The sequence below is a fragment of the Pseudomonas sp. PA15(2017) genome, assembly GCF_001945395.1.
Lineage (GTDB): Bacteria > Pseudomonadota > Gammaproteobacteria > Pseudomonadales > Pseudomonadaceae > Aquipseudomonas.
This window is the reverse complement of sequence record NZ_MSXV01000020.1, coordinates 88,879-113,482: the sequence shown is the minus strand read 5'-3', so window position 1 is coordinate 113,482 and position 24,604 is coordinate 88,879. Positions and strand designations below refer to the sequence as shown.

Annotated in this window: 24 protein-coding genes; 8 read left to right on the top strand and 16 right to left on the bottom strand. The window is 65.2% G+C overall.

Annotated features, from left to right (window positions below):
• Nucleotides 1-4 precede the first annotated feature (4 nt).
• A complete protein-coding gene (locus BVH03_RS07625) occupies nt 5-1,321 on the top strand; it encodes a bifunctional DedA family/phosphatase PAP2 family protein (protein WP_075960604.1) in 1,317 nt (438 codons plus the stop codon).
• Here the strand turns inward: BVH03_RS07625 and BVH03_RS07620 are convergent.
• From BVH03_RS07620 to BVH03_RS07610, 3 genes are read right to left on the bottom strand one after another with little or no spacing between them, the layout of a single operon-like run.
• Nucleotides 1,315-1,908, bottom strand: coding sequence for an LON peptidase substrate-binding domain-containing protein (locus tag BVH03_RS07620; RefSeq protein ID WP_075960603.1), 594 nt, complete (start codon nt 1,906-1,908; stop codon nt 1,315-1,317). The two genes, BVH03_RS07625 and BVH03_RS07620, sit on opposite strands and share 7 nt — an antisense overlap.
• A gap of 8 nt (nt 1,909-1,916) precedes the next feature.
• Nucleotides 1,917-2,633, bottom strand: coding sequence for an LrgB family protein (locus BVH03_RS07615; RefSeq protein WP_075960602.1), 717 nt, complete (start codon nt 2,631-2,633; stop codon nt 1,917-1,919).
• Nucleotides 2,630-2,992 carry a CidA/LrgA family protein gene (locus tag BVH03_RS07610; protein WP_075960601.1) on the bottom strand — a complete coding sequence of 121 codons (363 nt, stop codon included), beginning with the start codon at nt 2,990-2,992 and terminating at the stop codon, nt 2,630-2,632. The genes BVH03_RS07615 and BVH03_RS07610 overlap by 4 nt, the downstream gene beginning before the upstream one ends.
• A 179-nt stretch (nt 2,993-3,171) precedes the next feature.
• Here BVH03_RS07610 and BVH03_RS07605 point away from each other — a divergent pair, with 179 nt between their 5' ends.
• Entirely contained in the window at nt 3,172-4,851 is a 1,680-nt protein-coding gene (locus BVH03_RS07605) for a C13 family peptidase (protein WP_075960600.1), read from the top strand.
• Between the two features lie 58 nt (nt 4,852-4,909).
• Entirely contained in the window at nt 4,910-5,551 is a 642-nt protein-coding gene (locus BVH03_RS07600) for an oxidoreductase (protein WP_075960599.1), read from the top strand.
• 37 nt (nt 5,552-5,588) lie between these two features.
• On the opposite strand, the gene BVH03_RS07595 is transcribed toward BVH03_RS07600, so the two are convergent.
• Complete coding sequence (locus BVH03_RS07595) at nt 5,589-6,902, bottom strand: CitMHS family transporter (RefSeq protein ID WP_075960598.1); 1,314 nt, start codon at nt 6,900-6,902, stop codon at nt 5,589-5,591.
• Between the two features lie 197 nt (nt 6,903-7,099).
• Here BVH03_RS07595 and BVH03_RS07590 point away from each other — a divergent pair, with 197 nt between their 5' ends.
• On the top strand, nt 7,100-7,786 hold the full coding sequence (locus tag BVH03_RS07590) for an SDR family oxidoreductase (RefSeq protein ID WP_075960597.1): 687 nt from the start codon (nt 7,100-7,102) through the stop codon (nt 7,784-7,786).
• Between the two features lie 129 nt (nt 7,787-7,915).
• On the opposite strand, the gene BVH03_RS07585 is transcribed toward BVH03_RS07590, so the two are convergent.
• Nucleotides 7,916-9,010, bottom strand: coding sequence for a calcium:proton antiporter (locus BVH03_RS07585; RefSeq protein WP_075960596.1), 1,095 nt, complete (start codon nt 9,008-9,010; stop codon nt 7,916-7,918).
• 156 nt (nt 9,011-9,166) lie between these two features.
• On the opposite strand from BVH03_RS07585, the gene BVH03_RS07580 reads away from it, so the two are divergent.
• Complete coding sequence (locus BVH03_RS07580; protein ID WP_075960595.1) at nt 9,167-10,114, top strand: adenosine deaminase; 948 nt, start codon at nt 9,167-9,169, stop codon at nt 10,112-10,114.
• A 267-nt stretch (nt 10,115-10,381) separates the two neighbouring features.
• Here the strand turns inward: BVH03_RS07580 and BVH03_RS07575 are convergent, their stop codons facing one another.
• From BVH03_RS07575 to BVH03_RS07560, 4 genes are all read right to left on the bottom strand, one after another.
• On the bottom strand, nt 10,382-10,861 hold the full coding sequence (locus tag BVH03_RS07575; RefSeq protein ID WP_075960594.1) for a copper chaperone PCu(A)C: 480 nt from the start codon (nt 10,859-10,861) through the stop codon (nt 10,382-10,384).
• A gap of 56 nt (nt 10,862-10,917) precedes the next feature.
• Complete coding sequence (locus BVH03_RS07570) at nt 10,918-12,279, bottom strand: PepSY domain-containing protein (RefSeq protein ID WP_075960593.1); 1,362 nt, start codon at nt 12,277-12,279, stop codon at nt 10,918-10,920.
• 71 nt (nt 12,280-12,350) lie between these two features.
• Nucleotides 12,351-12,740, bottom strand: a complete 390-nt coding sequence (locus tag BVH03_RS07565; protein ID WP_075960592.1) for a DUF2946 domain-containing protein — start codon at nt 12,738-12,740, stop codon at nt 12,351-12,353.
• Between the two features lie 58 nt (nt 12,741-12,798).
• Nucleotides 12,799-13,716 (bottom strand): LysR family transcriptional regulator, encoded by a 918-nt coding sequence (locus tag BVH03_RS07560; RefSeq protein ID WP_075960629.1) that lies wholly within the window; start codon nt 13,714-13,716, stop codon nt 12,799-12,801.
• A gap of 111 nt (nt 13,717-13,827) precedes the next feature.
• On the opposite strand from BVH03_RS07560, the gene BVH03_RS07555 reads away from it, so the two are divergent.
• Complete coding sequence (locus BVH03_RS07555; protein WP_075960591.1) at nt 13,828-14,844, top strand: zinc-binding alcohol dehydrogenase family protein; 1,017 nt, start codon at nt 13,828-13,830, stop codon at nt 14,842-14,844.
• 79 nt (nt 14,845-14,923) lie between these two features.
• Here BVH03_RS07555 and BVH03_RS07550 read toward each other — a convergent pair whose 3' ends face one another.
• The 5 genes from BVH03_RS07550 to BVH03_RS07530 form a co-directional block, all read right to left on the bottom strand.
• Nucleotides 14,924-15,808, bottom strand: a complete 885-nt coding sequence (locus tag BVH03_RS07550; protein ID WP_075960590.1) for a ChaN family lipoprotein — start codon at nt 15,806-15,808, stop codon at nt 14,924-14,926.
• Between the two features lie 10 nt (nt 15,809-15,818).
• Nucleotides 15,819-16,586 carry a heme ABC transporter ATP-binding protein gene (locus tag BVH03_RS07545; protein ID WP_075960589.1) on the bottom strand — a complete coding sequence of 256 codons (768 nt, stop codon included), beginning with the start codon at nt 16,584-16,586 and terminating at the stop codon, nt 15,819-15,821.
• Complete coding sequence (locus BVH03_RS07540) at nt 16,586-17,623, bottom strand: iron ABC transporter permease (RefSeq protein WP_075960588.1); 1,038 nt, start codon at nt 17,621-17,623, stop codon at nt 16,586-16,588. The genes BVH03_RS07545 and BVH03_RS07540 overlap by 1 nt, the downstream gene beginning before the upstream one ends.
• Complete coding sequence (locus BVH03_RS07535; RefSeq protein ID WP_075960587.1) at nt 17,620-18,507, bottom strand: hemin ABC transporter substrate-binding protein; 888 nt, start codon at nt 18,505-18,507, stop codon at nt 17,620-17,622. The genes BVH03_RS07540 and BVH03_RS07535 overlap by 4 nt, the downstream gene beginning before the upstream one ends.
• Nucleotides 18,508-18,577: 70 nt before the next feature.
• Complete coding sequence (locus BVH03_RS07530) at nt 18,578-19,639, bottom strand: hemin-degrading factor (RefSeq protein ID WP_075960586.1); 1,062 nt, start codon at nt 19,637-19,639, stop codon at nt 18,578-18,580.
• Nucleotides 19,640-19,837: 198 nt separating this feature from the next.
• Between BVH03_RS07530 and BVH03_RS07525 the strand changes: the two genes are divergently transcribed.
• A complete protein-coding gene (locus BVH03_RS07525; protein ID WP_075960585.1) occupies nt 19,838-22,156 on the top strand; it encodes a TonB-dependent hemoglobin/transferrin/lactoferrin family receptor in 2,319 nt (772 codons plus the stop codon).
• Nucleotides 22,157-22,237: 81 nt separating this feature from the next.
• A complete protein-coding gene (locus tag BVH03_RS07520; protein ID WP_075960584.1) occupies nt 22,238-22,555 on the top strand; it encodes a Rieske (2Fe-2S) protein in 318 nt (105 codons plus the stop codon).
• A 97-nt stretch (nt 22,556-22,652) separates the two neighbouring features.
• On the opposite strand, the gene sfsA is transcribed toward BVH03_RS07520, so the two are convergent.
• Together sfsA and BVH03_RS07510 are read right to left on the bottom strand one after the other, a co-directional pair.
• Nucleotides 22,653-23,363, bottom strand: a complete 711-nt coding sequence (sfsA, locus tag BVH03_RS07515; RefSeq protein ID WP_075960583.1) for a DNA/RNA nuclease SfsA — start codon at nt 23,361-23,363, stop codon at nt 22,653-22,655.
• Nucleotides 23,353-24,534 (bottom strand): pyridoxal phosphate-dependent aminotransferase, encoded by a 1,182-nt coding sequence (locus tag BVH03_RS07510; RefSeq protein WP_075960582.1) that lies wholly within the window; start codon nt 24,532-24,534, stop codon nt 23,353-23,355. The genes sfsA and BVH03_RS07510 overlap by 11 nt, the downstream gene beginning before the upstream one ends.
• Between the last annotated feature and the right edge of the window lie 70 nt (nt 24,535-24,604).

The window sequence follows — 24,604 nt, the reverse complement described above, 5'->3', positions numbered from 1 at the left end:
ATCCATGGGCCAATGGCTCGATAGTCTGACTACCTGGCTGGCGGCCAACCCGCAATGGCTGGGCATGGCGATCTTCGTGATCGCCTGCATTGAATGCCTGGCCATCGCCGGCATCATCGTCCCCGGTACCGTGCTGCTATTCGCCGTCGGCGTGATGGCCGGCAACGGCGCCCTGAGCCTGTGGGAAACCCTGGCGCTGGCCTACTTCGGTGGCCTGCTCGGCGATGCCATCTCCTACGCGCTGGGGCGCTACTTCCACCAGGACATCCGTCGCTTGCCGGGCCTGCGCAGCCACCCGCAGTGGCTGAACGGCGCGGAGACCTACTTCGAACGCTATGGCGTCGCCAGCCTGCTGCTGGGCCGTTACATCGGCCCGCTGCGCCCGATGCTGCCGATGGTCGCCGGCATGCTGAGCATGCCGCTCGGCCGTTTCATCGCCGTCAGCATGCTCGCCGCCGCCGGCTGGTCGGTCGCCTACCTGCTGCCGGGGTGGGCCGCTGGCGCCGCCTTGCGCCTGCCGTTGCCGGAAGGTTTCTGGCCCCAGGCCGCGGTGGTGGCCGGCGGCCTGGCACTGCTGCTGGTGCTGACAGTCCAGAGCAGCCTGCGCGAACAGCGCCAGGCCAGCCTGATCGCCGCCGGCCTGGGCACCCTCCTGCTGGTCGCCCTGTTCATCGGCTGGCCACATCTGATCGCCCTCGACCAGGGCCTGATGGCGCTGATCCAGGAGCAACGCAACCCGCGCTTCGACCACATCGCCGTGATGATCACCCACTTCGGCGACTTCGACGTGCAACTGGCGGTCGCCACGCTGCTGTGCATCCTGCTGCTGATCACCCGCAAATGGCAGGCGCTGCTGTTCGCCGGCGGTGCCATGCTCAGCACTGCGCTGGCCAACGGCATGCTGAAGAACTTCTTCGAGCGCGCGCGCCCCGAAGTGCTGCTCGAGCCGCTGCATACCTACAGCTTCCCCAGCGGGCACAGTTCGGCGGCTTTTGCATTCTTCCTCACCGTCGCCATCCTGGCCGGCCGTGGCCAGCCGGCACGCCTGCGCCTGACCTGGATACTGCTGGCCTGCCTGCCAGCGCTGTTCATCGCCCTGTCGCGCGTCTACCTGGGTGTGCACTGGCCGAGCGATATCATTGCCGGCGCCCTGTTGGCCAGCAGCCTGTGCGCACTGAGCCTGGCGCTGATGCAGCGCTTCGCCTCGCTGCCGCCGTTGCCGGCCAGGGTCTGGTGGATGATCGTGCCGGGCTGCGCGCTGCTGCTGACGAGCATGGCGCTGCTGCGTATGTCCGAAGGCGTGGAAATCTATCGTTACTGAGCGGCGCCATCGCCCTGCAGCTCTTCCACCCAGGCCTGGAGCATCTCCAGGCGCTGGGTGGCATCGGGCTCGGCCAGCAAGGCGACCTTCTGCTCGGCGCTGAACGGCAATAGATAGCCGAGCTTGTCGGCCAGATCGGCCTGGCTGTCGGCGCCGCCGCCCATGTCCAGGCTGGCGACCATCGGATGCTCGGCCAGAGCGCCGAGCAGCGCCAGCAAATCAGCCTGGGCCTCGCTCAGTGGCAGCTCGGGCTGCTCGTCCAGCCACTCGACCTGAGCCAGGGTCAGCTTGTCCGGCAGCACCTGGGCCTGTTTGACCCTAAAGCGGCGCCCGCCTTGCACACGAATGCCCAGCAGGCCGTTGGGACGCTGCTGAAAATCAGTGATTCGCGCTTCGCAGCCGATCTGCGCGACGCGCTCGGCGGCTTCACCGACCTCGCCGCCTTCGACGATGCACACCACGCCAAAGCCTTCGCCCTGCTTCATGCAGCGGCTGATCATGTCCAGATAGCGCGCCTCGAAGATCTGCAGGTCCAGCGTGCAGCCGGGAAACAGGACGGTGTGCAGCGGAAACAGAGGTAAGGTCATTGCAACTCTCAATTCAGGAAGACGATGGCAAGCGGCAGCAGGATCGCCGTGAACACGCCCATCAGGCTCATGGCCAGCGCGGCGAAGGCGCCGCACTCCTCGCTCTCCTGCATGGCCCGGGAGGTACCGACCGCGTGGGCGGTCATGCCCAACGCCATGCCCATGGCGGCATGATTGCGCACACCGCACAGGCGCAGCAACGACGGCCCGATGATCGCGCCCAGCACCCCGGTGATCATCACGAATACCGCGGCCAGTGCCGCCAGGCCACCGATCTGGCTGGCCACCAGCATGGCGATCGGCGAGGTGACGGACTTGGGTGCCATGCTCATCAGCATGTTGTGCTCGGCGCCCAGCAACCAGGCCAGGGCGACACCGAGCACGGTGGCGACCACGCCCGCAACCAGCAGAGTGAGCACCGTGGGCCAGAACACCTGACGGATGCGCCGCAGGTTGAGATACAGTGGCACCGCCAGTGCCACGGTGGCGGGGCCGAGGAAAGTGGTCAACGCATCGGCGCTGGTCTGGTATTCGGCAAAGGTCAGGCCGCACAGCAGCAGAATGGCGATCACCAGCATGGTGGACACCAGCACCGGCTGCAGAAATACCAGGCGAGTCTTCTCGTAAACGGCAATCGCCAACTGATAGGCGCCCAGGGTGACGCCCGCGCCAAATAGCGGATGATGGGTGACGGCCATCCAGGCGCCGTGCCAGTCGAGCATCATGGCTGCTCCCGACGGCGCGCCTGGCGCTCGATCAGCTTTTGCATCATCCAGCCGGCGAATGCCAGGGACAGAATCAGCGACAGCACCAGCGCACCGATCACCGCCCAGAAGTCGGCGGCGATGGCTTCAGCATACGCCATCACCCCCACCGCTGGCGGCACCAGCAGCAACGGCAGGTATTTGAGCAGGCCGCTGGCCGCCTGCTGGATAGGCTCGTCGACCTGCCCCCGACAAAGCAGGAACACCACCAACAGCAGCATGCCGAGAATCGGCCCCGGCAGCATCGGCAGAAACAGCGCATTGATCGCCGTGCCGAGCAATTGGCACAACACCAGCCAGAACAGGCCACGAAGCAGCATGATTGTCCCCCGCGAACTCGACGGGCGCGGCCCGTCAACAAGGCGGCCATTATAGGCCGCGAATGCGGGCCGCTTAACAGGGGCCGATCCCTCTCCAGCGGCCTGATCAGCCTGGCAGCGCGCCGCCAGGCAGTTTGCGGCATACTGCCGGCACCGCTTATCCGACAGGGACGTACTGCATGTTTCGCCTCGCGCCTTTGGCCCTGACCCTCGCCCTCACGGCCTGCGGCCCGAGCACTCAACTGCTTCCCCCCGACGCCATCCTGCCCGACGGTTCGCGCTACCACGGCGAAGTGGTCGAAGGTCTGCTGCAGGGCGAGGGCCGCCTGGACTATCCCGATGGCAGCCGTTATGTCGGCCATTTCGTCGATGGCCAACGCCACGGCGCCGGGGAGTGGCAGAGCAGCGACGGCGAGCGTTACCAAGGCGCGTTCGCCGCCGGCCGATACGACGGCCAGGGCACGCTGAGCAAAGCCGATGGCAGCCGCTACAGTGGCGGCTTCCGCCAGGGCCGCTTCAGCGGCGAAGGCGTGCTGGAAGAAACCGGGCAAACCTATCGCGGGCAGTTCCGCGCGGGCCGCTTCCATGGCTTCGGCATCCTCGAACAGGCTGACGGCAGCCGTTTCCAGGGCGTCTTCGCCCGGGGCTTGCCAGACGGCCAGGGTATGCGCGAGGACCAGCTCGGCAATCAGCTTTCCGGGCACTTCGTCGGGGGTCAGCTCAAGGGCGCCGGCAGCTACCGCGGCAGTGACGGCGACAGCTATGACGGCGAGCTGAAGGACAGCCTGTTCCATGGCAAGGGCCGCTACCAGAGCGCCGCCGGCGATGCCTGGAACGGCACCTTCAGCGAGGGTGCGCTCAACGGCAAAGGCGAATACCGCGGCACCGATGGTAGCCGCTATACGGGGCAGTTTCGCGACTGGCGCTATCAGGGCGAAGGCCACCTGCAGCAAGCCGACGGCGGTCGCTACGACGGCCAGTTCGCCAATGGCCAGTTCAACGGCCAGGGCACGCTGATCAGCGCCGACGGCACCCGGCAGCAAGGCACCTGGCGCCGCGGCTTGCGGGTACGCGACGAAAACGGCCAGGCGTTGCCCGATCCGCTGGAAATCGGCCTGCTTAAACAAGGCGACTTGCTCGACCAGGCGATTGCCGCGCTGCCAACCTCGACACCACGCGGCGAACTCTATGCCCTGACCCTGGCCGGGGACGGCAAGCAGAGCGTGTTCCTGCGCGAAGCAGACTACGTGGCAGACCTGCTGGCCGAGCGCTTCGCAGCCCACGGGCGCATCACCCTGGCCAACCATCGCGACCACCTGGCCGACCGCCCCCTGGCCACCCGCGAGAATCTGCGTCGTGCGGTAAAGGCCCTCGCCGAACGCACGGGGCCGGAAGACCTGGTGTTCATCTACCTGACCAGCCACGGCTCGCGCACTCACGAGCTGAACCTGGACCAGCCGCGCCTGCAACTCGCCGACCTGCCCGCCGACGAGTTGGCCAGCCTGCTCGAACCACTGGCCGAGCGCGACAAGGTGGTGGTGATTTCCGCCTGCTATTCCGGCGGGTTCATTCCCGTCTTGAAAGACGACAAAACCCTGCTGATGACCGCCGCGCGCGCCGACCGGGTGTCATTCGGCTGCTCCGAAGAGGCCGATTTCACCTACTTCGGCCGCGCCCTGTTCGCCGAAGCACTGCAGCAGACCGATGACCTGCAAGAGGCCTTCGAGCTGGCCCGTGCGGCGGTGGCCGAGCGCGAGCAAGCCGATGGCTTCGAGGCGTCCGAACCGCAGATCTGGGCGCCTGCCGCAGTGCTCCAGCGCTGGAGTACGCTGCGTCAGGCACGCAGCGAAGCGCCTTGAACGATAAATCGGCGATTGCCCTCTAAACTTCACAGTGAATAGCAGTCGAGGATCGACCATGTATTTGACTCCCCAGCACATTCTTCTGGCAGGCGCCTCGGGCATGACCGGCGAACACCTGCTGGATCGCCTGCTCAACGAACCCACCGTCGAGCGCGTGCTGGCCCCGAGTCGCAAGCCGCTGGCCGAACACCCTCATCTGGAAAATCCGGTTGGCGAGTTGCTCGACCTGCTGCCCGCGCTCGACGGCCCGATACATACCGCCTTCTGCTGCCTGGGCAGTACCATCAAACAGGCTGGCTCTCAGGACGCCTTTCGCGCCGTCGATCACGATCTGGTGCTGGCCTTCGCCGCGCGTGCCCGAGAGCTGGGCGCGCGCCACCTGCTGGTGGTCAGTGCCATCGGCGCCGACGCGAAGTCTTCGGTGTTCTACAACCGCACCAAGGGGCAGACCGAAGAAGCGCTCAAGGCCCAGGGTTGGCCGCAACTGACGATTGCCCGCCCATCCCTTCTGCTCGGCCCACGCACCGAGTTTCGTCTCGGTGAGCGGCTGGCCGCGCCTTTCCTGCGCTGGCTGCCGGGCAAGCACCGCGCCATCGAGGTGACAGCCCTGGCGCGCGCGCTGTGGCGCCTGGCGCTGGAAGAAGGCGAAGGGCTGCGTGTCGTCGAATCCGATGAGCTAAGGCGCCTGGGGCGCTAACCAGAAAAAAGCGCCGCAGGCACGGCGCCCTTTGCAGTCAGAACAGGCCCAGCAGTGCAGCGGCGCCGAGCATCAGCAGCGAAAACACCCACATCCACCAGAACGAGTAGCGGATGTGCTGGCCCATCTCCAGGCGAGCCAAGCCCAGCGCCAGCCACAGGGCCGGCGAGAACGGGCTGATGAAGGTGCCGATGATGTTGCCGATCATCAGCGCGTAGACCACGCTGGCCGCCTCCACGCCGTGACTTTCGACCACTTCCAGCACCACCGGCAGCAAGCCGAAGTAGTACGCATCGGTGCTCAACAGAAACTCCATCGGCAGACCGAAGAAGCCCAGAATGATGTGCAGTTGGCCGACCATTGGCTCGGGCAGCACCTTGACCAGATCCTGGGCGATGGACGTCAGCATTCCGGTGCCGGCGAGAATGCCGAGCATCGAGCCGGCGGCCAGGATGATCATGCCCATGCTCAGTGCTGCCGGCGAATGTACAGCTAGACGCTTCATCTGCAGTTTGCCATCCGGGTAGTTGATCAGCATGGCCAGGCTCAGGCCGATCATGAACACATAACCCGCCGGCAATATGCCCGTGAACAGCGAGACCAGTACCGCCAGGAACAGGCCGGCATTGATCCACATGCGCCCGGGCCGTTCGAGCGCCCGCTCCTCGTCGCTGAGCTCGCCCGGGTTGCCGCTATGATCGCTCTCGCCGCCCTCGGTCACGGTGCCACCAGTGCGCGCGATGCGGCGCTGCTCACGCCAGCCCAACAAGGCCGCCATCGCCACCAGTAACACCACGCCGACACCCTGTACGGCGATCAGCGGTCGCCACAGTGCGGTGACATCGATGCCCGTTACCGCGGCCGAACGGCCGAGCGGACCGGCCCAGGGCACCATGTTGAGAATGCCAGCACCGATGGCCAGTAGCATCAGCATCAGATACGGGCTCATGCGCAACTGCTTGTAGAGCGGTAGCAGGGCCGGGATGGTCAGCAGAAAGGTGGTCGCACCGGCGCCGTCCAGGTGAGCGAGCATGCCGATGATCGCGGTAGCCACCGCCACGGCGATCACGTTGCCGCGGGTCAGCCGCACCATGAAGCCGATGATGGGCCGGAACAACCCGGTGTCCTGCATCACGCCGAAGAAAGTGATGGCGAAGATGAACATGGTGGCGATGCTGATGACCCGGCTGACCCCATCGTTGAAGAACACTGAGATTTCCGCCGGGCCGAAACCGGCGCAGAAGGCGCCCAGCAGCGGCACCATGATCAGGGGCAGTACGGGCGACATGCGCCCGCTGAGCAATAGGGCCACCAGGCAAACGATGGTCAACAGGCCAATCAGGGTCAACAAACCGATTTCTCCTCTTTTTCTTGTTCAGTCGCCACTCGCACGACAGCAGGCGCGGACTCTAGAAAGCCAACCTTTCACGAACCTTTATGGTCGGCGTCGCTAAGCCCATGTTTTGTCAGTGAATATGTAGTAACTCGAGGTAACAGTTGCGCGCTCTTGCTAAGCTGATGGGCCTTGCCAATTAGCGGAGCTTCGTCATGTCCTCGAACAAAACTGCCTTGATCATCGGCGCCTCGCGCGGCATCGGCCTGGGCCTGGTACGCCAGCTACACGCCGATGGCTGGCAGGTGACCGCCACCGTGCGCAGCCCGGCGTGCGCCACCGAACTGCAGGCGCTAAGCGGTGTGCAGATCGAATCACTGGATATCGATGACGGCGCTGCGCTGGATGCCCTGGCGCAACGCGTGCAGGGTCAGGTCTTCGACCTGCTGTTCGTCAACGCCGGCGTTCTGGGGCCTGGCCACCAATCGCCTGCTCAGGCCACAACCGAGGAGCTCGGCCAGCTGTTCATGACCAACGTCACGGCACCGATCCGCCTGGCCACGCGCCTGGTCGGCCAACTGCGCCCGCAGACCGGCGTGCTGGCGTTCATGAGCTCGGGGCTGGGCAGCGTAGCCAACCCGGAAGGCAACAACCTGGCCCTGTACAAGGCCAGCAAGGCCGCCCTCAACTCGCTGACCAACAGCTTCGTCTGTGAATTGCCCGAGCCGCGCCCGACCGTGCTGTCGCTGCATCCAGGCTGGGTGAAGACCGACATGGGCGGCGAAAACGCCATGGTCGAAGTCGCCGACAGTTGCCGCGGGCTGATCGCCCAGGTCGAGCGCTTCGCCGGCCAGGGTGGCCACCACTTCGTTGACTACCAGGGCCAGAAGATCGCCTGGTAAGCGCTTTGAGTTGATGGGCGGGGCGCCCATCCTTCGGTGCTCCCACTGAAGGCGGTGTTAGCCTCAATGCCGTAGGATGGGCCGGGCCGCGTAGGCGCAGCTCATCGATACCTCGGTAATGACGCCGACCTAAAGCCCCAGCATCGCCAACATGATGAACGTGGCAAACAGCACGAAGTGAGTCATGCCCTCGATGGCATTGGTTTCACCGTCGTTGAGGTTGATGGCGCAGACGATCAGGGTGATGAACACCATCACCGTCTGCACCGGGGTCATGGCCATCTGGAACGGCTGACCGCTGTACAGCGCCATGGCTTCCATCACCGGCACGGTGAGAATCACCGTCGACAGCGACGCACCCAGGGCAATGTTGACCACCGACTGCATGCGGTTGGCCAGTGCCGCCCGCAGGGCGGTGAGAATCTCCGGCGCGGCGGAAATGCCGGCCACCACGATGGCGGTCAGCACCGGCGGCGCGCCGCTACCTTCCAGGCCGACGTCCAGTGCCAGGGACATCACCTCGGCAAGCATGCCAATGACGATCACCCCGAATACCAGCACGCCGATCGACCAGGCCACGTTGACCTGAGACTCGTCGGTGCCGTGCCCTTCACCGCCACGGTGCTTCTTCTCCGGGTAGCTGTAGCTGAAGAAGTAACTGTGCGGGCCGACCTGCATGCGCAGGAATACCGCGTAGAGCACCAGCATGGCGCCGATGGTGAACATCGAATACGCCTTCCAGTCCGACTCGGGAATGAACTCCGGCACCACCATGGAAATGCCCATGGCCGTGAGGATCATCACGCTGTAGCTACGCGCCGAGTCATCGTTGTAGGGCTGCTCGCCATGTTTGATACCGCCCATCAGTGCGGCGAGGCCGAGGATGCCGTTGATGTCGAGCATCACCGCCGAGTAGATGGTATCGCGCACCAGCGTAGGTGACGCCTGGTTACTCATCATGATCGCCAGGATCACCACCTCGACCAGCACCGCCGACAGGGTGAGGATCATGGTGCCGTAGGGGTCGCCGACCCGCTCGGCCAGTTGCTCGGCATGGTGGGCGACGCGCAGCGATGCGCAGACGATGGCGGCGATCAGCGCCACGGCACCAGCCAACGCGATGGCCTGGCCATGGCCGAGTAGCGCATGCTCCATCGGCAGGGCGACGAGAGCGGCGAGCACGGCCAGCAGCAGCCAGTACTCCTGCTTGATGGCATTCAGCATGGGTGATTCCTTTCCGGGCGTTGAGAGCGATCCTGCTCCGACTGCAACATCCTGTAAATAATTCCAGTCACTTACCGTTGATGCTCTCGGATGCCGCACGGTTGAGTGCATAGGGGTAAACTTCGCGGCCACGCTTTGACTGAACGAGATTTACCCATGTACGACTGGCTCAACGCCCTGCCCAAGGCCGAACTGCACCTGCATCTCGAAGGCTCCCTGGAGCCCGAGCTGCTGTTCGCCCTGGCCGAGCGCAACCGCATCGCACTGCCCTGGAACGATGTCGAGGCGCTACGCGCGGCTTACGCCTTCAACAATCTGCAGGAATTCCTCGACCTGTATTACCGCGGCGCCGACGTGCTGCGTAGCGAGCAGGACTTCTATGACCTGACCTGGGCCTACCTGCTCAAGTGCAAGGCGCAGAACGTGGTACACGTCGAGCCGTTCTTCGATCCGCAGACCCACACCGACCGCGGCATTCCCTTCGACGTGGTGATGCGCGGCATCAAGGGGGCGCTGGTCGATGGCGAGAAGCAGCTGGGCATCAGCCACGGCCTGATTCTCGCGTTCCTGCGCCACCTGCCCGAAGCGCAGGCCTTCCAGACCCTTGAGCAGGCCATGCCATTCCGCGATGCTTTTATCGGCGTTGGCCTCGACAGCTCGGAGACGGGGTTTCCGCCGCGCCTGTTCGAGCGCGTGTTCGCCAAGGCCCGCAGCGAAGGCCTGCACGCCGTCGCCCATGCTGGCGAGGAAGGCCCGCCCGAATACATCTGGGAAGCCCTGGATCTGCTGAAGATCGTACGCATCGACCATGGCGTACGGGCCAGCGAGGACGAGCGGCTGATGCAACGCATCATCGACGAGCAGATTCCGCTGACCGTCTGCCCGCTGTCCAACACCAAGCTGTGCGTGTTCGAGCATATGGGCCAGCACAACATCCTCGACATGCTCGAGCGCGGCGTGAAGGTCACCGTCAACTCCGACGACCCGGCCTATTTCGGCGGCTACGTCAATGAAAACTTCATGGCACTGCACGAAGCCCTGGGCATGAGCGAAGCGCAGGCCAAGCGCCTGGCGCAGAACAGCCTGGATGCGCGACTGGTATGAAACACCGGTAGCGCAACGATACCCGGGCAGCCAATCCCTGGGGTCTGTTCCCGTTTCAGCGCGATGCGGCGTTACTCGATGGCTCATTTGGCCCGCCAAACCTCGCATCTGTGTGCCCCACATGGATGAGGGAAATGCCGCAAGCCCGCCTGGAGCGGGCGCGGCCCTTGCCTCGCGCAAAAATTGACTCCGGCGCGGCCATGCGTGAAACGGGAACAGACCCTGGGTATCGCGGCGCTCAACCGCAGGCTACGGGGCAGGCTTTCATCAATGCCCCTTATGCTCATGCCCACCTTCCGCCGCCGGCTCATCCTTCTGCACCGCCACCTCGACCGTCACCGGCCCGGCCTTCTCGAAGGTCAGGGTCAGCGGAAAACGGTCACCAGCCTGGGCCTGCTGCTTCAGGTTGAACAGCATCACGTGATAACCCATGGGCGCAAACTTCACTTCGCCACCGGCAGGAATCACCACGGTCTGCACCTGTTGCATCTTCATCATGCCACCCACGTGGGCGTGCTCGTGAATTTCCGCCTTGCCGGCGACGGGTGTCTGGACGGTGAGCAGGCGGTCATCGGCATCGCCCTTGTTGTGCACAACGAAATAGGCGGCGGCGGTCGGCGCCACCGGCGGCATTTCACGCGACCAGGGGTGGTCGATGTGCAGTTGGCCGACGTCGTACTGATGCGCGTTGGCCAGCAGGCTGGTGGCGAGCAGTGCAACGGTCAGAGCGAGTTTGTTCAGCGTCATGGTGCTTCTCCTTCAATAGAATTCGGGGTGGCCGCCACGGGCAGCCGCCGGTTGGGTCAGGCCAAGCGCCGGCTGGCGAGGCGCGACAGCAGCAGATAATCCAGCGCCCAGATCGCCAGCAGCGAAGCACCGACCAGGGGGAACAGCACGCCGAGCCCGATCATGATCGCTACGCCGACCTTCCAGCGCGGCAGGTCATGGCGCAGCGGCGGTACGCCCAGGCCACCGCTGGGCCGTCGCTTCCACCACATGATCAGGCCGCTGACCGAGCTGAGCAGAACCAGCAGGCACACGGCGAAGATGAACAGTTGATGCGGCAGGCCATAGAGCTTGCCCATGTGCAGCATCACGCCACTTTCTACCGCACGGGCCGCCAGGCCGTAGTCGGCCCAACGCACGTCGGCGAGCACCGCGCCACTGTATTGATCGACGTGCAGGGTGGCGTCGTTGCGCGGATCATCGGCGAATACCGCGATGGTGTAGACACCGGTCGGCGTGGTCGGGAAGGTGATGCTGTAGCCCGGATACACGCCGCGTGCGCTGGCGATGTCCACCACCTGCTGCAGGCCCAAGGTCGGGTTGGCGGTGGACGCCGGGGTGGCCCCGCCGTTGTGCGCCGCATGGGGGTCGGATTCGGGCAGCGGGGTATTCTCCAGTGCCCAGGGCACCGTCTGCTTGTGGCTCTGATTGAGCTCACCGGCCTGGCGGTCGGAGGTCGGCACCTGGTCCCACATGGCAGCCGGAAAATGGTTCCAGGCGCTGGCGAACTGCTTGCCCCAGAAGCCGGTCCAGGTCATGCCGGTGAGCAGCATGAACAGCAGCAGCAAGGCGCCCCAGAAGCCGGTGACCGCATGCAGATCACGCCAGAACAAGCGGCCACGGGCCGACAGCCGTGGCCACAACACACCGGCGCCGCGCCCACGCGGCCACCACAGGTACAGCCCGGAAACCACCAGCACCACGCCCCAGCCGGCAGCCAGTTCGATCAACCGATCGCCCGGCGTGCCGATCAGCAGGTCGGCGTGTACGGTGCGGGCCAGGGCCTGCAGGTTGTTCTGGGCGTCCTGGGTACCGAGGATCGCGCCCCCGTAGGGGTCGACGAACACGTTACGGGTGCGCTCGCCGAGCTTTACCACGAACTGCGCGCTGTGGTCGGCATCCACCGGCGGCAGGTACTGGCCGATGCTGCCTTGAGGATAAACGGCCTGTACGCGGGCGAGCATCTCGTCAGCGGTCAGCGCCTGGCCGCTCGCCTCGACCTGCAACAGATCGGCATACATCAGCCGGTCGAGCTGCGGTTTGAGCAGGTAGATGATGCCGGTCAGCGACAGCATGATCATGAACGGAATGACGAACAGCCCGGCATAGAAGTGCCAGCGCCAGGCGAGGTTATAGAACGACGGTGTCGCGTTTTTCATGTGAAGCCCGATCGTATGCATGAACGAACTGCCCACGGCGACAAGCGCAGCAGGCAACGACAATCAGCGAGTCAGGCGATCAGCGGCGATGCGCGAGGGTTGGCCGAGGGCCACAGGTAACGGACCGCCCCGCCAGGCTCGGCGCTGGGGCGTGGGGTGGCGGGACGCTGCCGGGGCAGCAGACCGAGCAGGCCGAAGAAGGCCGCCAGGGCCAAGGCCACGAAGGTGGAGCACAACGGACACACCGAGCCCATGAACGGCATCGGCATGCCCGAATCCAAGCCGCCCATGTCCATGCTGCCGTTGGCGCCGGCCTCCAGGCCGCAATAGCCGCCATCCATGCCGCTGAGCTGCAGGCCGGTCATCTGCCCATGACTCACCGCACAGGCGAGCGCGCTGAACAGGACGCTGAAATACAGCACCCAGGCGAGCAATGAGCGGTTGCAGCGGGACAGGTTCATGGCTGGCGATTTTAGGGGCAGTGGCGGCAAACGGGCTGTGGTGGATTGCCGCAGCAGCTTAACGGTGCCACGGCGCTTGCGCCAGCAACTCGCCGCAACGCGCCTGCACGAACTCGCGCAGCAGGTGCACCGGCTTGCTCAACTGCTCGCGGTGGGTGCAGATCAGATTCAACGGCGTCGGCTCGCCAAGTACCTCCGGCAAGAGGATGCGCAAGCGCCCGGCGTGCACGTCGCCGGCCACGTCCAGCCAGGATTTGTACACCACCCCGGCGCCAGCCACGGCCCAGCGCCGCACCACATCGGCATCGTCGCTGAGGCGATCACCGGCCACCTGCAGGCCGTGCGCCCGGTCGCCGTCGTGAAAGCGCCAGCGCTCGTAGGCGCGGCCGCCGAGCATGTAGATCAGACAGTTGTGCTGGCGCAAATCAGCGATCTGCCGCGGCTCGCCATGGCGCTGCAGGTAGGCTGGCGCAGCGCACAGTACCCGGCGGTTGCCCGGCGCCACTGGCAGCGCCACCAAGCTCGAGTCCTCCGGCGCGCCGTAGCGCAGGGCGATGTCGACGGGCTCACGAAACAGATCGGTGACCCGGTCGCCAAGCAGCAGGCGCAATTGCACCTGGGGATGCGTCTGCATGAAGGTATCGAGCCAGGGCAGCAGCGTGTTGCGGCCGAAGTCCGAGGGCGCCGCGAGTTGCAGCGGCCCGCTGATCGCCGACTTGCTGCCGGCCAGTTGTTGGCGCCCCGCCTCCAGGCTCTGCAGCGCTTGGCGGGCATGCAGCAGAAAGGCCTCGCCGTCGGCGGTCAGCCGCAAACTACGGGTCGAGCGTACGAACAGGCGCGCCTGCAACTGCTGTTCCAGGCGCTTGAGGCCGGCGCTGGCCACGGCCGGCGATATGTCCAGCTGGCGCGCAGCCGCCGACAGGCTGCCCGCTCCGGCAATGCTTACGAACAGTTGCAGGTCATCGAAACGCAGCATGGCGATCATCTTCAAAAAAATATTGAAAGAGACTCTAGCTGCCTATGGTTTTTCCTGGCAATGGATTGGCGCAAGCTGCCCTCCATCCCATGCCCCTACAGGACGCCCCCCATGAAAGCCGTTGCCTATCACCAGTCGCTGCCCATCGATAATCCGCAGGCCCTGCAGGACGTCACGCTCGACGCACCGACGCCCGGCCCGCGCGACCTGCTCGTCGAAGTGAAAGCCATCTCCGTGAACCCGGTGGACACCAAGATCCGCCGTAACGTGGCGCCCGACGCCGGCCAGCCCAAGGTACTGGGCTGGGACGCGACCGGTGTGGTCAAGGCGGTCGGCAGCGAGGTGACGCTGTTCAAGGTCGGTGATGAAGTCGCCTACGCCGGCGCCATCAACCGTGCCGGGGCCAACAGCGAGCTGCATGTGGTCGACGAGCGCATCGTCGGTCGCAAGCCAAGCAGCCTGCCCTTCGCCGAAGCCGCTGCCCTGCCGCTGACCGCCATCACTGCCTGGGAGCTGCTGTTCGACCGCCTGCAGGTCGCCGAGGGCACGGCCGACCAGGGCCAGAGCCTGTTGGTCGTCGGCGCCGCCGGTGGCGTCGGCTCGATCCTCGTGCAACTGGCCCGACAGCTCACCGGGCTGACCGTGATCGGCACCGCCTCGCGTCCGGAAACCCAGGCCTGGGTTCGCGAACTGGGCGCCCATCATGTGATCGACCACAGCAAGCCGCTGAACGAAGAACTGGCGCGGATCGGCATCGCCCAGGTCACCCACGTGGCCAGCCTGACCCAGACCGACCAGCACTATGACGCCATCGTCGAGGCCCTGGCCCCGCAAGGCCGCCTGGCGCTGATCGACGACCCGCTGCAGCCGCTGGACGTGATGAAGCTCAAGCGCAAGAGCATCTCCCTGCATTGGGAACTGATGTTCACCCGCTCGCTGTTCGAGACCGCCGACATGATCGAGCAACACCGCCTGCTCAATCGCGTCGCCGACCTGGTGGACGCCGGCACCCTGAAAACCACCCTGGGCGAGCACTTCGGCACCATCAATGCCGAAAACCTGCGCCGCGCCCATGCCCTGCTGGAAAGCGGCAAGGCCAAGGGCAAGATCGTGCTGGAAGGGTTCTGAAGCAGCCTGAGAGGCGCCGATAACCGGATGCGTCTCGCCCCCGAGACAAGCACCTGACCCGCCCTAAGAGGATCTTGCGCTAGCGAAATCGCGCGCAATGGTCCTCGGGCGGCAAGGCGGCGGTGTACCACACGTAATCCGCTTGCTCGGCGGTCACCGGCTTACCCACTTCGGAAAGGATCAGCACCTGGGCGCCATCCGGCTCGCCCAGGTCGCTCAGGTGCAGCGGCACGCCCAGGTCGCGGCGCACGTGAAAGGCGCCAGCGAACAACATCGCCGGCTGCGGTGCTTTCAACAGTTGCTCGGCCATGCGCCGGTCGCGCTGCTGCTGCACGGCGAGCATCGCTGGCAGCTGGCTGATCGGCAGCTTGTCGCAATGGGACTCGCTAATCTGCGCCAGCAGCGGTTCCTGCACGGCCGCCGCGGTGGAGGCCTCTCCTCTCAGCACTGGCTGCTGCCGGTAGATCATCATGATCTCGGCACGGTCGAGATTCGCGGCACGCAGCGGGTAGTCCTGTACCAGCGCATGATGCACGATGGGGCCGTACAGCGCCCACGGCCAACCGTTGCTCCACTCCAGCGCCTTGGGCAGATCGGCGATCTGCAGGCCTTCACGCAATTGCTGCTTCACATCTTCGACCTGCGGCTGCTGGCTGTTGGCGAGCATTTCCAGCAACAGGCTGCCTTGCCCTCGCCGCGCCTCCAGGGCGCGCAGCAACCACAGATGCAGAGCGTGGTGATCCGGGTTGTCATGCTGCTCGCCGACCAGCACTCGGGGAGCCTTTGCCAATCGAGCGACGAGTTGCTCGGGCGTCAGCCGTGCGCGGCGGCGCAGGTCGATGATTTGCCCCAGCTCGGCGTGCCCACGCCCCTCTGGGCTTTGCCACGCGGGCACGGGCGCCAGGACGGGCTGGCTTTGGCAGGCAGTGAGCAGCACCAGCAGGGCGAAAAACAGCGTACGCATCGGGCTTCCTTCAGCGGGCGACGATCAGTGGGTGCCCGCGTTCGGGGTGGCGCTGCACCAGCACTTCCAGGCCGAACACCGCGTGCAGCGGCTCGGCACGCAGCACCTCGGCAGGCAGGCCGATGGCATGGGCACGACCGTCGTTGAGCAACAGCAGGCGGTCGCAATACCGGGCCGCCAGGTTCAGATCATGGAGAATGACCATCACCGCGGCGCCCTGTTCGGCGAAGCGGCGTACGGCCTGCAAGGTGGTGTGCTGATGCAACGGGTCGAGCATGGAGGTCGGCTCGTCGAGCAGCAGCGTCTGCTCGGCACCGCCCGGCCACAGCTGCGCCAGCACCCGCGCCAGGTGCACACGCTGACGCTCGCCGCCGGACAGCTGCAAATAGCTGCGTTCGGCCAGGTGCTCGGCATCGGCGGCCTGCAACGCCTCGCGGACGATCTGTTCATCACGCTCGCGGCCCGTATCGTGGGGCATGCGGCCCATCATCACCACATCGCCGACCACGAAACTGAAGTTCAGCGACGAGCTTTGCGGCAACACCGCCAGGCGCCGCGCGCGGGCCGTGCCCGGCCACTCCTGCAGCGGCCGGTCGTCCAGAACGACCTCACCCGCAGCCGGGCTCAACTCGCCGCACAGGGCGCCCAGCAAGGTGCTCTTGCCAGCGCCGTTGGGGCCGAGCACGCCCAGCACTTCACCAGGCTGCAGTTGCAGGTCGATATCGGCCAGCACCGTCTTGTCGCCACGCTGGATCGACAGGTTGCGGGCACTGAGCATCAGGTGCGTCCTCGCAGCAGCAGATAGAGAAAGAACGGCGCGCCGATCAGGGCGGTAACGATGCCGATGGGCAGCTCGGCGGGCGACAGGATCAGCCGCGCGAACAGATCGGCGAGCAGCAGCAAACTGGCGCCCGCCAGCGCCGAAGCCGGCAGCAGCACGCGGTGATCGGGCCCGACCAACAGCCGCACCAGGTGCGGCACCACCAGGCCGATGAAACCGATCATCCCCGCTGCAGCCACGGCGGCACCGACACCCAACGCGGTGCAGAACACCAGCTCGCGCTTCAGGCGCTCCACCGCAACGCCCAGGTGACGCGCCTCGGACTCGCCGAGCAGCAAGGCATTCAGCGCCAGAGCACGGCGCGGCAGCCACAGCGCCACCGCCAGGGTCACCAGCAGCAGCGGCCACAGCCGGGCATAGCTGGCGCCGTTGAGGCTGCCCAGGTTCCAGAAGGTCAGGGTGCGCAAGGTGGCATCGTCGGCCAGGTAGGTGAACAGGCCGATGCAGGCGAACGCCAGGGCATTGAGGGCGATACCGGCAAGCAGCATGGTGGTCACGCTGGTCTGCCCGTTGCGGCGCCCCAGGCGATAGACCAGCGCGGTCACCACCAGGCCACCGAGAAAGGCGCACAGCGATAGCAGGTAAGGCGCGAACAGCTCCGGCATCCCCCCCATGGCGGCGCTCCCGACGATGGCGATGGCCGCGCCAAGCGCCGCACCGCTGGAAACGCCGATCAGGCCGGGGTCGGCCAATGGGTTGCGAAACAGGCCCTGCATCGCCACGCCACACAGCGCCAGCACGGCGCCGACCGCCAGGCCCAGCAGGGTACGCGGCATGCGGATCTGGCCAAGGATCAGCTCGGCCTGCTGCAGGCCATCGTCCGCCAGTGGTAAACCGGCCAGGCGCAGGGCGGCTCGCAGGGTATCGCCTAGCGGCAGGCTCACCGGCCCGAGGGCCAGGGACAGCCACAAAGCGAGTGCCAACAGCAGACCCAGCGCGATGAACAGTGAGCGCGGGGCAATCACCGGCTTCATGGCGTGGCGGTTGCCAGCGGCGTACGCCCGGGGTAGAAGGCGGCAGAAAGCGCAGCGAGGCCGGCGGGAATGCGCGGGCCGAGCCCGCCGACCAGCAGGGTCGGGTCGATGGCCACCAGACGACCTTGCTTGCCGGCCTTGGTCGAGGCCAGGGCCGGGTTCTGCTTGAGCAGCGCCTGTCTGGCCTCGTCGCCGCTCAGGCGGCGGTCGGCGAAGATCACCACGTCAGGGTCCAGCGCCAGCAGCGCCTCGGTGGACAGTGCCTTGTAGCCTTCGTGAGTGGTCAGGTTGTTGCCACCGGCCTGCTCGATCATCCAGGCCGCCGCCGTGTCCTTGCCGCCGGCCATGGGGCTACTGCCGGCGTGACCGAGCAGCAGCAGAGCGGTTGGCGCCGGGGTTTGTGCCTGAGCCTTGGCGACCCAATCAGCCTGCTCGCTCAGGCGCGCCTGATAGGCGGCGAAAACGCGCTCGGCCCGGGCCTCGTCGCCCAGCAGCACACCTATGCGCTCGAGATTGCCTTGCAGCACCTGCAGGTTGGCATCGGCAGGCAGCGCCTCGACTTTCACGCCGGCGGCGGCCAGCTGTGCCAGCACCGGCGGCGGGCCCATCTCATCGGTACCGAGCAGCACCTCGGGGCGCAAGGCCAGAATGCCCTCGGCGGCCAGTTGGCGCTGGTAACCGACACTGGGCAGTTTTTGCAGCGAAGCCGGGTGCTGGCTGGTGGTGTCCACGCCAACCAGCTTGGCTTCACCGCCGAGCTCGACCACCCACTCGCTCAGGGAGCCCCCGGCGCTGACCCAGCGTTGCGGCAGGTTGTCGGCGCTTGCCGCCAGTGGCACCAGCAGGCTGGCGAACAGGGTGAATGCAGCGAGGGGACGGATCATGGAGCAACTCCGGAAGCGAATTCGTATCGGCCGCCAACAGGCAGCGGCGGCAGGCGCTGGCAGTGTAGCGTCAGGCTGGCAGAGCGGGTGTCTGCTCGGCCAGAAGACGCCAGTCCTCACGTTCCGGCACGCCCGGTTTGCGCGCGCCGAACACCTGCACGATCAGCTCACCGTTGGCATCGAACGCCTCCCAACTGGTGATCACGCCATCGCTGCTCGGTTTGCGTACGCGCCACAGCGTGTGAACGTCATTGGCCTTGAGGTGCAGGTTGAACTGCGGGTCCAGCACGTTGAACCAGGTGTCCATCCACTTCAGGTTGCTGATCGGCCCGGTATGGATCTGGATGCAGTGATGGTTGCCGACGAACACCATGATCGGCACGTCGCCGGCTGCCGCGCGCTCGAACACCCCCGCAAGCGCCTCGGGCGCCAGCGGTTCGGCCCATTCACGACCGGCCAGGCGTAACGCCTGGGTGCGTGCCGCGCCGTGGTTCTTCAGCAGGGCGAAGAAATGGTGGGTGTCCTTCAGCGCCGCCCAGCCGGCGCGCAGCGACTCGCCGTCGATGGCGTCGTCCGGCTGCACGGTTGCGGGCTCCGGCATCGGCTTGAGCGCCAGTTCGCTGCTTTGCTGCTCATCGCGAAAACGCGCGAGCAGCGGCTCCCAAGCATCCAGCTCGCTGCGTTCGGTAAGGTAGACCTTGTGCACCGCGGTGCCCTGGTGATCGAACACCTGGACGCTGCGCAACACGCCGCGCGGCGTCTGCTCGGCCACGGCGAAGACGCTGGACCAACCACTAAGGAACAGGCGCAGGTCGATATCCGCCGACACCACCAGGCCCATCTGGCCATTCCCGGCAATCGTCACCTCGCGGTAAACGCCCTTGCGCTCGTGCACGCAGGACTCGTTGCGGGTCAGTGCCATCACGTGGCCAAGCTCGCCCAGCGCGGGCAGCAACGTTGCCCAGTCGGGGCGCAGGCGCACGGTATCCACAGCCAGGCGGCTGGCGGTCAGCTCGGCCTCGCTGACGCCCAACTTCGCCGCCGCATCCCGGGCCCGCAGGTACGGCTGCTCGGCACGCAGGGTTTGCCAGGCGGCATACAGGCCTGCGTCGGCCACGGACAGATCGCTCATCACTTCAACTCCCTTGCAAGGCCCGCTGAACAGGCGAGGAAAACCATAGACCGGAAGGGTAAACGGCTGGATTGGAGAGTAAAACCCAGCAAACATTAAATAATCTTAACCGCTAGACAATCTTGTTTACAAACGATAATCACTACCATCTAATGCGACATCTTTTTCTTCCGCATTTCGACATGACAGGAGAATCGCATGTCGCCTACCCCGCCCTTCCCACTTCGCTCCTGCCTAGCCTTTTTATTGTTCAGCCCTGCGTTCGCCGTTGCCCAACAGGCGCAAGGCAAAGTGACAGAACTTGAAAGCACACGGGTTATCGGCAGCGCCGTCGAGCAGTCACTGCCCATCACCACCTCGACCGATGCCAAGACAATGGATCAGCGCCTGATTCGCAGCTTCGACGATCTGGGACGGCGTGCGGAACCGGGGGTTAACTTCAATCGCAGCAATGAAAGTATCAACATTCGCGGGCTCGACCGGGATCGGGTACTGACGACAATCGATGGTATTCGCGTGCCCTGGCTGACCGATGGCGCACGTAGCCAAGGCCCGACCGGCGGCGCTCAAGGCGGACTCGACAGTGTGGACTTCAATGGGCTTTCCGCCGTGGATATCGTGCGGGGTTCGAATTCCAGCCAGGTAGGCTCCGGTACGCTGGGCGGCGCCGTCCAGTTGAGGACACTGAACCCGCAGGATCTGCTTGTGAACGGCAAGACTTTCGGCAGCCTGATCAAAACCGACTACGACAGTGCCGACGATAGCTGGGGCCTGAATGCGGCACTGGCGGGCCGCTACCAAAACACCAGTTGGTTGTTACAGGGGGGGCTGCGGCAGGGACATGAGCTGGAAAATGCTGGCACGTCGAATAGTTTTGGCGCCACGCGCACCCGTGCCAACCCGGCCGATACCGATCAGCAAAGCCTGCTGTTCAAGCTCCAGCAGGATTTAGAAGGTGGCCACAAGCTAGGCTTCACGGCCGAGCACTTTGACCGCGACTACGATATCGACAGCCGCAGCAATCAGGGCGGCAACTATCTGATTGGCGACAACAGCACGACCAAGCATGTACGGCGCGAGCGCCTGTCCATCGACTACGGCTTCGTGGCGGACACCGCCGATGGACTGCTGGATCACGCCAATGTCATCGCCTACTGGCAGAAACTGCGCCGTAACGATGACCAGGCTGGCACCCGCGTACTCAGAGACGCGCGCGCCAATATTCCGGATGTGGTGTTCCAAACGGTAGGTCGCCTGCCGGGCAATCCGTATCGCTACCCGAGCGGAGCATTCGGGCGCGACAACCAGATAGAGAAGGAGCTGTACGGTGTGTCTGGCGAGGCCGGTAAAACGCTCCGGCTGGCCGACACCTCTCACCACCTGGTGGCGGGTGCCGAACTCTACCGGATCGATACGCAGCAAGTCTCCGAAGGCTACGACAATTGCCCGGCTTTCAGCATCGACCCGAGTAACCCGATGTACATGGGGCCTGCCGCCTGCGACTTCCTGCACACCAACCAGGCGGATATGCCCAAAGCCGAGGGTAGCCAATGGGCCATCTACGCACGTGATGAAATCGGTTTTGCCGACAACACCATCACACTGACACCGGGCATTCGCTATGACGCCTATCGACAGCAACCCAAAGCCGGTGGCGACTTCGCCAACAACGTCAATCCCAGCAACGAGCAGACCCTGCGCAGCAGCAGCGACCATAAACTCTCCGGCAGCCTGCTCGCCAGCTGGCAAGCAGATGATGATCTGTTGCTCTACGCCCAGTGGGCACAAGGCTTCAAGGCACCGGATGCGACCCAGCTGTACATGAACTATGGCGCCGAAGGCAGCTATCTTCGCCTCGGCAACGTTGACCTCAAGCCAGAGGAAAGCAACGGCTTCGAGGTCGGCGCACGCCTCGGCGATCAACGCCTCGGCGGTTCGCTCGCCCTGTTCGACAATCGCTACAAGAACTTCATCGACGAAGGTGTCGCCGTGGACGCGGCAACGCTCGCCTCAATCGGACTGGACAATGCCGACTACCCGCTAGGCGTGACCCGGACACAGAACCGCTCCAAGGTTCGCATCTACGGTGCAGAAGCCACGGCTCACTGGGAATTCATTACCCAGTGGAAACTCTGGGGCTCCGTGGCCTGGGCGGTAGGCAAGGATCGTCAGACCGATCAACACTTGAGCTCGGTGGCGCCACTGAGCGGTTTGCTGGGGCTCGGCTATGAAGCCGATCACTATGGGGCAGACTTGATGCTGCGTGCAGCGGCAGCACGCAACAAGGTCGAGAACGCGGGTGACTTCAAGGCGCCTGGTTACGGCGTGGTCGACCTGACTGGCTACTGGCAGCCCGCGATGCTTGATGGTGTGAAACTGCAGGCCGGGCTGTTCAACGCGCTGGACAAGAAATACTGGAACGCGCTCAACGTCCCGACCGGCGCCCTGGCTCAGCCCAACGACTATTACAGCGAAGTGGGACGCAACTTCCGGGTCTCGGCATCCTGGCAGTTCTAGACACGCCATCCGCGCACGAACACGGCTCTTCCATCCCCAGGCCGATGCGGGATAATCCCCCGCCCTGGCCTGGAGAGCTCGATGATCCGTCTATGCGCCCCCGACGAGCTGCCGGAAGCTCAGAGCCGGGGCTTTGATATTGAAGACATGCAGCTGTTCGCCGTGCGCAAGGGCGGCGAGGTGTTCGTGTACCGCAACCGTTGCCCGCACCGCGGCGTGCCGCTGGAATGGCAGGCCGACCAGTTTCTCGATCCCAGTGCCAGCCTGATCCAGTGCGCACGGCATGGCGCACTGTTTCTGATCGAGTCCGGTGAGTGCGTGGCAGGGCCTTGCGAGGGGCAAACGCTGCGGCCTATCGACAGCCGCGAGGATGGCGAGGGGATCTGGGTCGATCTGTAGCACCAATAACCCTGGGTATCGCTTCGTTCAACGCCAGGCTACCAGAGCGACACCGCCCCGTAGCCCGGGTCGAGCGCAGCGATCCCCGGGAACGCTCTCAAGTCAGCAGCACATTCAAACGGCGTACCACCTCGATCCCCTGAGGCGAAATATCCACCCCATAGGCCAGCACCTCAACGCCCGCCTGCACCGCCTCGCGCAGCGCAGCAGCATAGGCCGGATCGATTTCTTCGGCAGGGCGCACGGCCTCGATACCCGACAAATTCACGCAATACAGCTGCACGGCGCGCACGCCGCTGCGCGCCAGGGCAGCCAGCTCGCGCAGGTGCTTGCTGCCGCGCTCGGTGCGCGCATCCGGGAAGGCCGCGACCCTCGTGTCGGCAAACCCCAGGGTCACGCTTTTCACTTCGATGAAGGTCGCGCCACTTGGGTACTCGAGGCAGAAGTCGACCCGGCTGCGCTCCACGCCGTAAGGCACCTCACGGCGTAAGGCCGTGAAGCCGGCCAACTCGGGGATTCGCCCGGCACGCAGGGCCTCTTCGACCAGGGCGTTGGCCCGCGCGGTATTGATGCAGGCCAGCCGGCCATGGGGCGTTTCACCGACCTCCCAGGTGCCGGGCAGCTTGCGCTTGGGGTCGTCGGAGCGGCTGAACCACACCCGACAGCCCTCGCTCATGCAGTTGAGCATCGAGCCGGTGTTCGGGCAGTGGATGGTCAGCAATTCACCGTCAGCGGTCTCGATATCGGCGAGAAAGCGCTTGTAGCGACGCAGCAACCGGGCCTCTTCGAGGGGCGGATCAAACCGCATGGGCTTGCCAACTATTCAGGCCACGGGCAATGCGCGCGACGGCCTCTTCGAGTCGTGGCAGGCTCTGGGTGTAGGCGAAGCGCACATGATGGCCGGCCTGGTGGCGACCGAAGTCCAGTCCCGGCGTAAAGGCCACATGCTCGGTTTCCAGGAAGTGCTGGCAGAAGGCATAGGCATCGCCGCCAAACGCGCTCACGTCGGCATACAGATAGAAGGCCCCCTCGGGCTCGACGGCAATGCCGAAGCCGAGCTCGCGCAACGCCGGCAGCAGGAAGTCGCGGCGCTCTGCAAAGGCGGCACGACGCTCCTCGAAGATGGCCATCGACTCCGGCTGGAAGCAGGCCAGCGCAGCATGCTGGGCCATGCTCGGCGCGCTGATGTAGAGGTTCTGTGCCAGCTTCTCCAGATCCGCTACCGCTGACTCGGGCGCCACCAGCCAGCCCAGCCGCCAACCGGTCATGCCGAAGTACTTGGAAAAGCTATTCAGCACGAAAGCTTCGTCATCCACCTCCAGCACGCTGCTGGCGTCCACGCCGTAAGTCAGGCCGTGGTAGATCTCGTCGACCACCATATGCCCGCCACGGGCTTTCAGCGCCTGGGACAGGGCCGCCAGCTCGGCGGCGCTCAACAGCGTACCGGTCGGGTTGGCCGGCGAGGCGAGCAAGGCGCCGACGCTGTCGGCCTTCCAGTACTCGGCCACGCTGTCGGAAGTGAGCTGATAACGCTGCTCGGGGCCGACCGGCACCAGCTGCGCCGCGCCTTCGACCAAGCGCAGAAAATGCCGGTTGCAGGGATAGCCCGGGTCGGCCAGCAGCCAGTGCTTACCGGGGTCGACCAACAGACTCGCCGCCAGCAGCAGTGCACCGGAGCCGCCCGGCGTGATGAGAATGCGCTGGGGGTCTATGCTCAGCCGATAGCGTTGCGCGTAGAAGCCGGCAATCGCCTCACGTAATGCCGGCAAACCACGCGCGGCGGTATAGCGGGTATGGCCGGCAGCCAGCGCCGCCTGGCCGGCGGCGACGATGGGCGCGGCGGTGGTGAAATCCGGCTCGCCGATCTCCAGATGAATGACGTCATGGCCCTCGGCCTGTAACTGATTGGCGCGGGCCAACAGGGCCATCACGTGAAAGGGTTCGATCGCGCGGCTGCGGGCGCTGTAAGGCTGTGCCATGGGAATGCCCCGGGAAACGATAAAGGTGGAATTCTATCAGGGGCGCTCTGTCATACCGTGCCAACGCACC

What these genes read in the sequence shown, in the direction of transcription:
- BVH03_RS07510 (WP_075960582.1), bottom strand. Translation starts at nt 24,534, where the DNA reads ATGGCACAGCCTTACAGCGCCCGCAGCCGCGCGATCGAACCCTTTCAC.
- BVH03_RS07600 (WP_075960599.1), top strand. Translation starts at nt 4,910, where the DNA reads ATGTATTTGACTCCCCAGCACATTCTTCTGGCAGGCGCCTCGGGCATG.
- BVH03_RS07585 (WP_075960596.1), bottom strand. Translation starts at nt 9,010, where the DNA reads ATGCTGAATGCCATCAAGCAGGAGTACTGGCTGCTGCTGGCCGTGCTC.
- sfsA (WP_075960583.1), bottom strand. Translation starts at nt 23,363, where the DNA reads ATGCGGTTTGATCCGCCCCTCGAAGAGGCCCGGTTGCTGCGTCGCTAC.
- BVH03_RS07625 (WP_075960604.1), top strand. Translation starts at nt 5, where the DNA reads ATGGGCCAATGGCTCGATAGTCTGACTACCTGGCTGGCGGCCAACCCG.
- BVH03_RS07530 (WP_075960586.1), bottom strand. Translation starts at nt 19,639, where the DNA reads ATGAGCGATCTGTCCGTGGCCGACGCAGGCCTGTATGCCGCCTGGCAA.
- BVH03_RS07605 (WP_075960600.1), top strand. Translation starts at nt 3,172, where the DNA reads ATGTTTCGCCTCGCGCCTTTGGCCCTGACCCTCGCCCTCACGGCCTGC.
- BVH03_RS07550 (WP_075960590.1), bottom strand. Translation starts at nt 15,808, where the DNA reads ATGCGTACGCTGTTTTTCGCCCTGCTGGTGCTGCTCACTGCCTGCCAA.
- BVH03_RS07540 (WP_075960588.1), bottom strand. Translation starts at nt 17,623, where the DNA reads ATGAAGCCGGTGATTGCCCCGCGCTCACTGTTCATCGCGCTGGGTCTG.
- BVH03_RS07555 (WP_075960591.1), top strand. Translation starts at nt 13,828, where the DNA reads ATGAAAGCCGTTGCCTATCACCAGTCGCTGCCCATCGATAATCCGCAG.
- BVH03_RS07610 (WP_075960601.1), bottom strand. Translation starts at nt 2,992, where the DNA reads ATGCTGCTTCGTGGCCTGTTCTGGCTGGTGTTGTGCCAATTGCTCGGC.
- BVH03_RS07545 (WP_075960589.1), bottom strand. Translation starts at nt 16,586, where the DNA reads ATGCTCAGTGCCCGCAACCTGTCGATCCAGCGTGGCGACAAGACGGTG.
- BVH03_RS07575 (WP_075960594.1), bottom strand. Translation starts at nt 10,861, where the DNA reads ATGACGCTGAACAAACTCGCTCTGACCGTTGCACTGCTCGCCACCAGC.
- BVH03_RS07525 (WP_075960585.1), top strand. Translation starts at nt 19,838, where the DNA reads ATGTCGCCTACCCCGCCCTTCCCACTTCGCTCCTGCCTAGCCTTTTTA.
- BVH03_RS07560 (WP_075960629.1), bottom strand. Translation starts at nt 13,716, where the DNA reads ATGCTGCGTTTCGATGACCTGCAACTGTTCGTAAGCATTGCCGGAGCG.
- BVH03_RS07535 (WP_075960587.1), bottom strand. Translation starts at nt 18,507, where the DNA reads ATGATCCGTCCCCTCGCTGCATTCACCCTGTTCGCCAGCCTGCTGGTG.
- BVH03_RS07520 (WP_075960584.1), top strand. Translation starts at nt 22,238, where the DNA reads ATGATCCGTCTATGCGCCCCCGACGAGCTGCCGGAAGCTCAGAGCCGG.
- BVH03_RS07590 (WP_075960597.1), top strand. Translation starts at nt 7,100, where the DNA reads ATGTCCTCGAACAAAACTGCCTTGATCATCGGCGCCTCGCGCGGCATC.
- BVH03_RS07565 (WP_075960592.1), bottom strand. Translation starts at nt 12,740, where the DNA reads ATGAACCTGTCCCGCTGCAACCGCTCATTGCTCGCCTGGGTGCTGTAT.
- BVH03_RS07620 (WP_075960603.1), bottom strand. Translation starts at nt 1,908, where the DNA reads ATGACCTTACCTCTGTTTCCGCTGCACACCGTCCTGTTTCCCGGCTGC.
- BVH03_RS07580 (WP_075960595.1), top strand. Translation starts at nt 9,167, where the DNA reads ATGTACGACTGGCTCAACGCCCTGCCCAAGGCCGAACTGCACCTGCAT.
- BVH03_RS07615 (WP_075960602.1), bottom strand. Translation starts at nt 2,633, where the DNA reads ATGATGCTCGACTGGCACGGCGCCTGGATGGCCGTCACCCATCATCCG.
- BVH03_RS07570 (WP_075960593.1), bottom strand. Translation starts at nt 12,279, where the DNA reads ATGAAAAACGCGACACCGTCGTTCTATAACCTCGCCTGGCGCTGGCAC.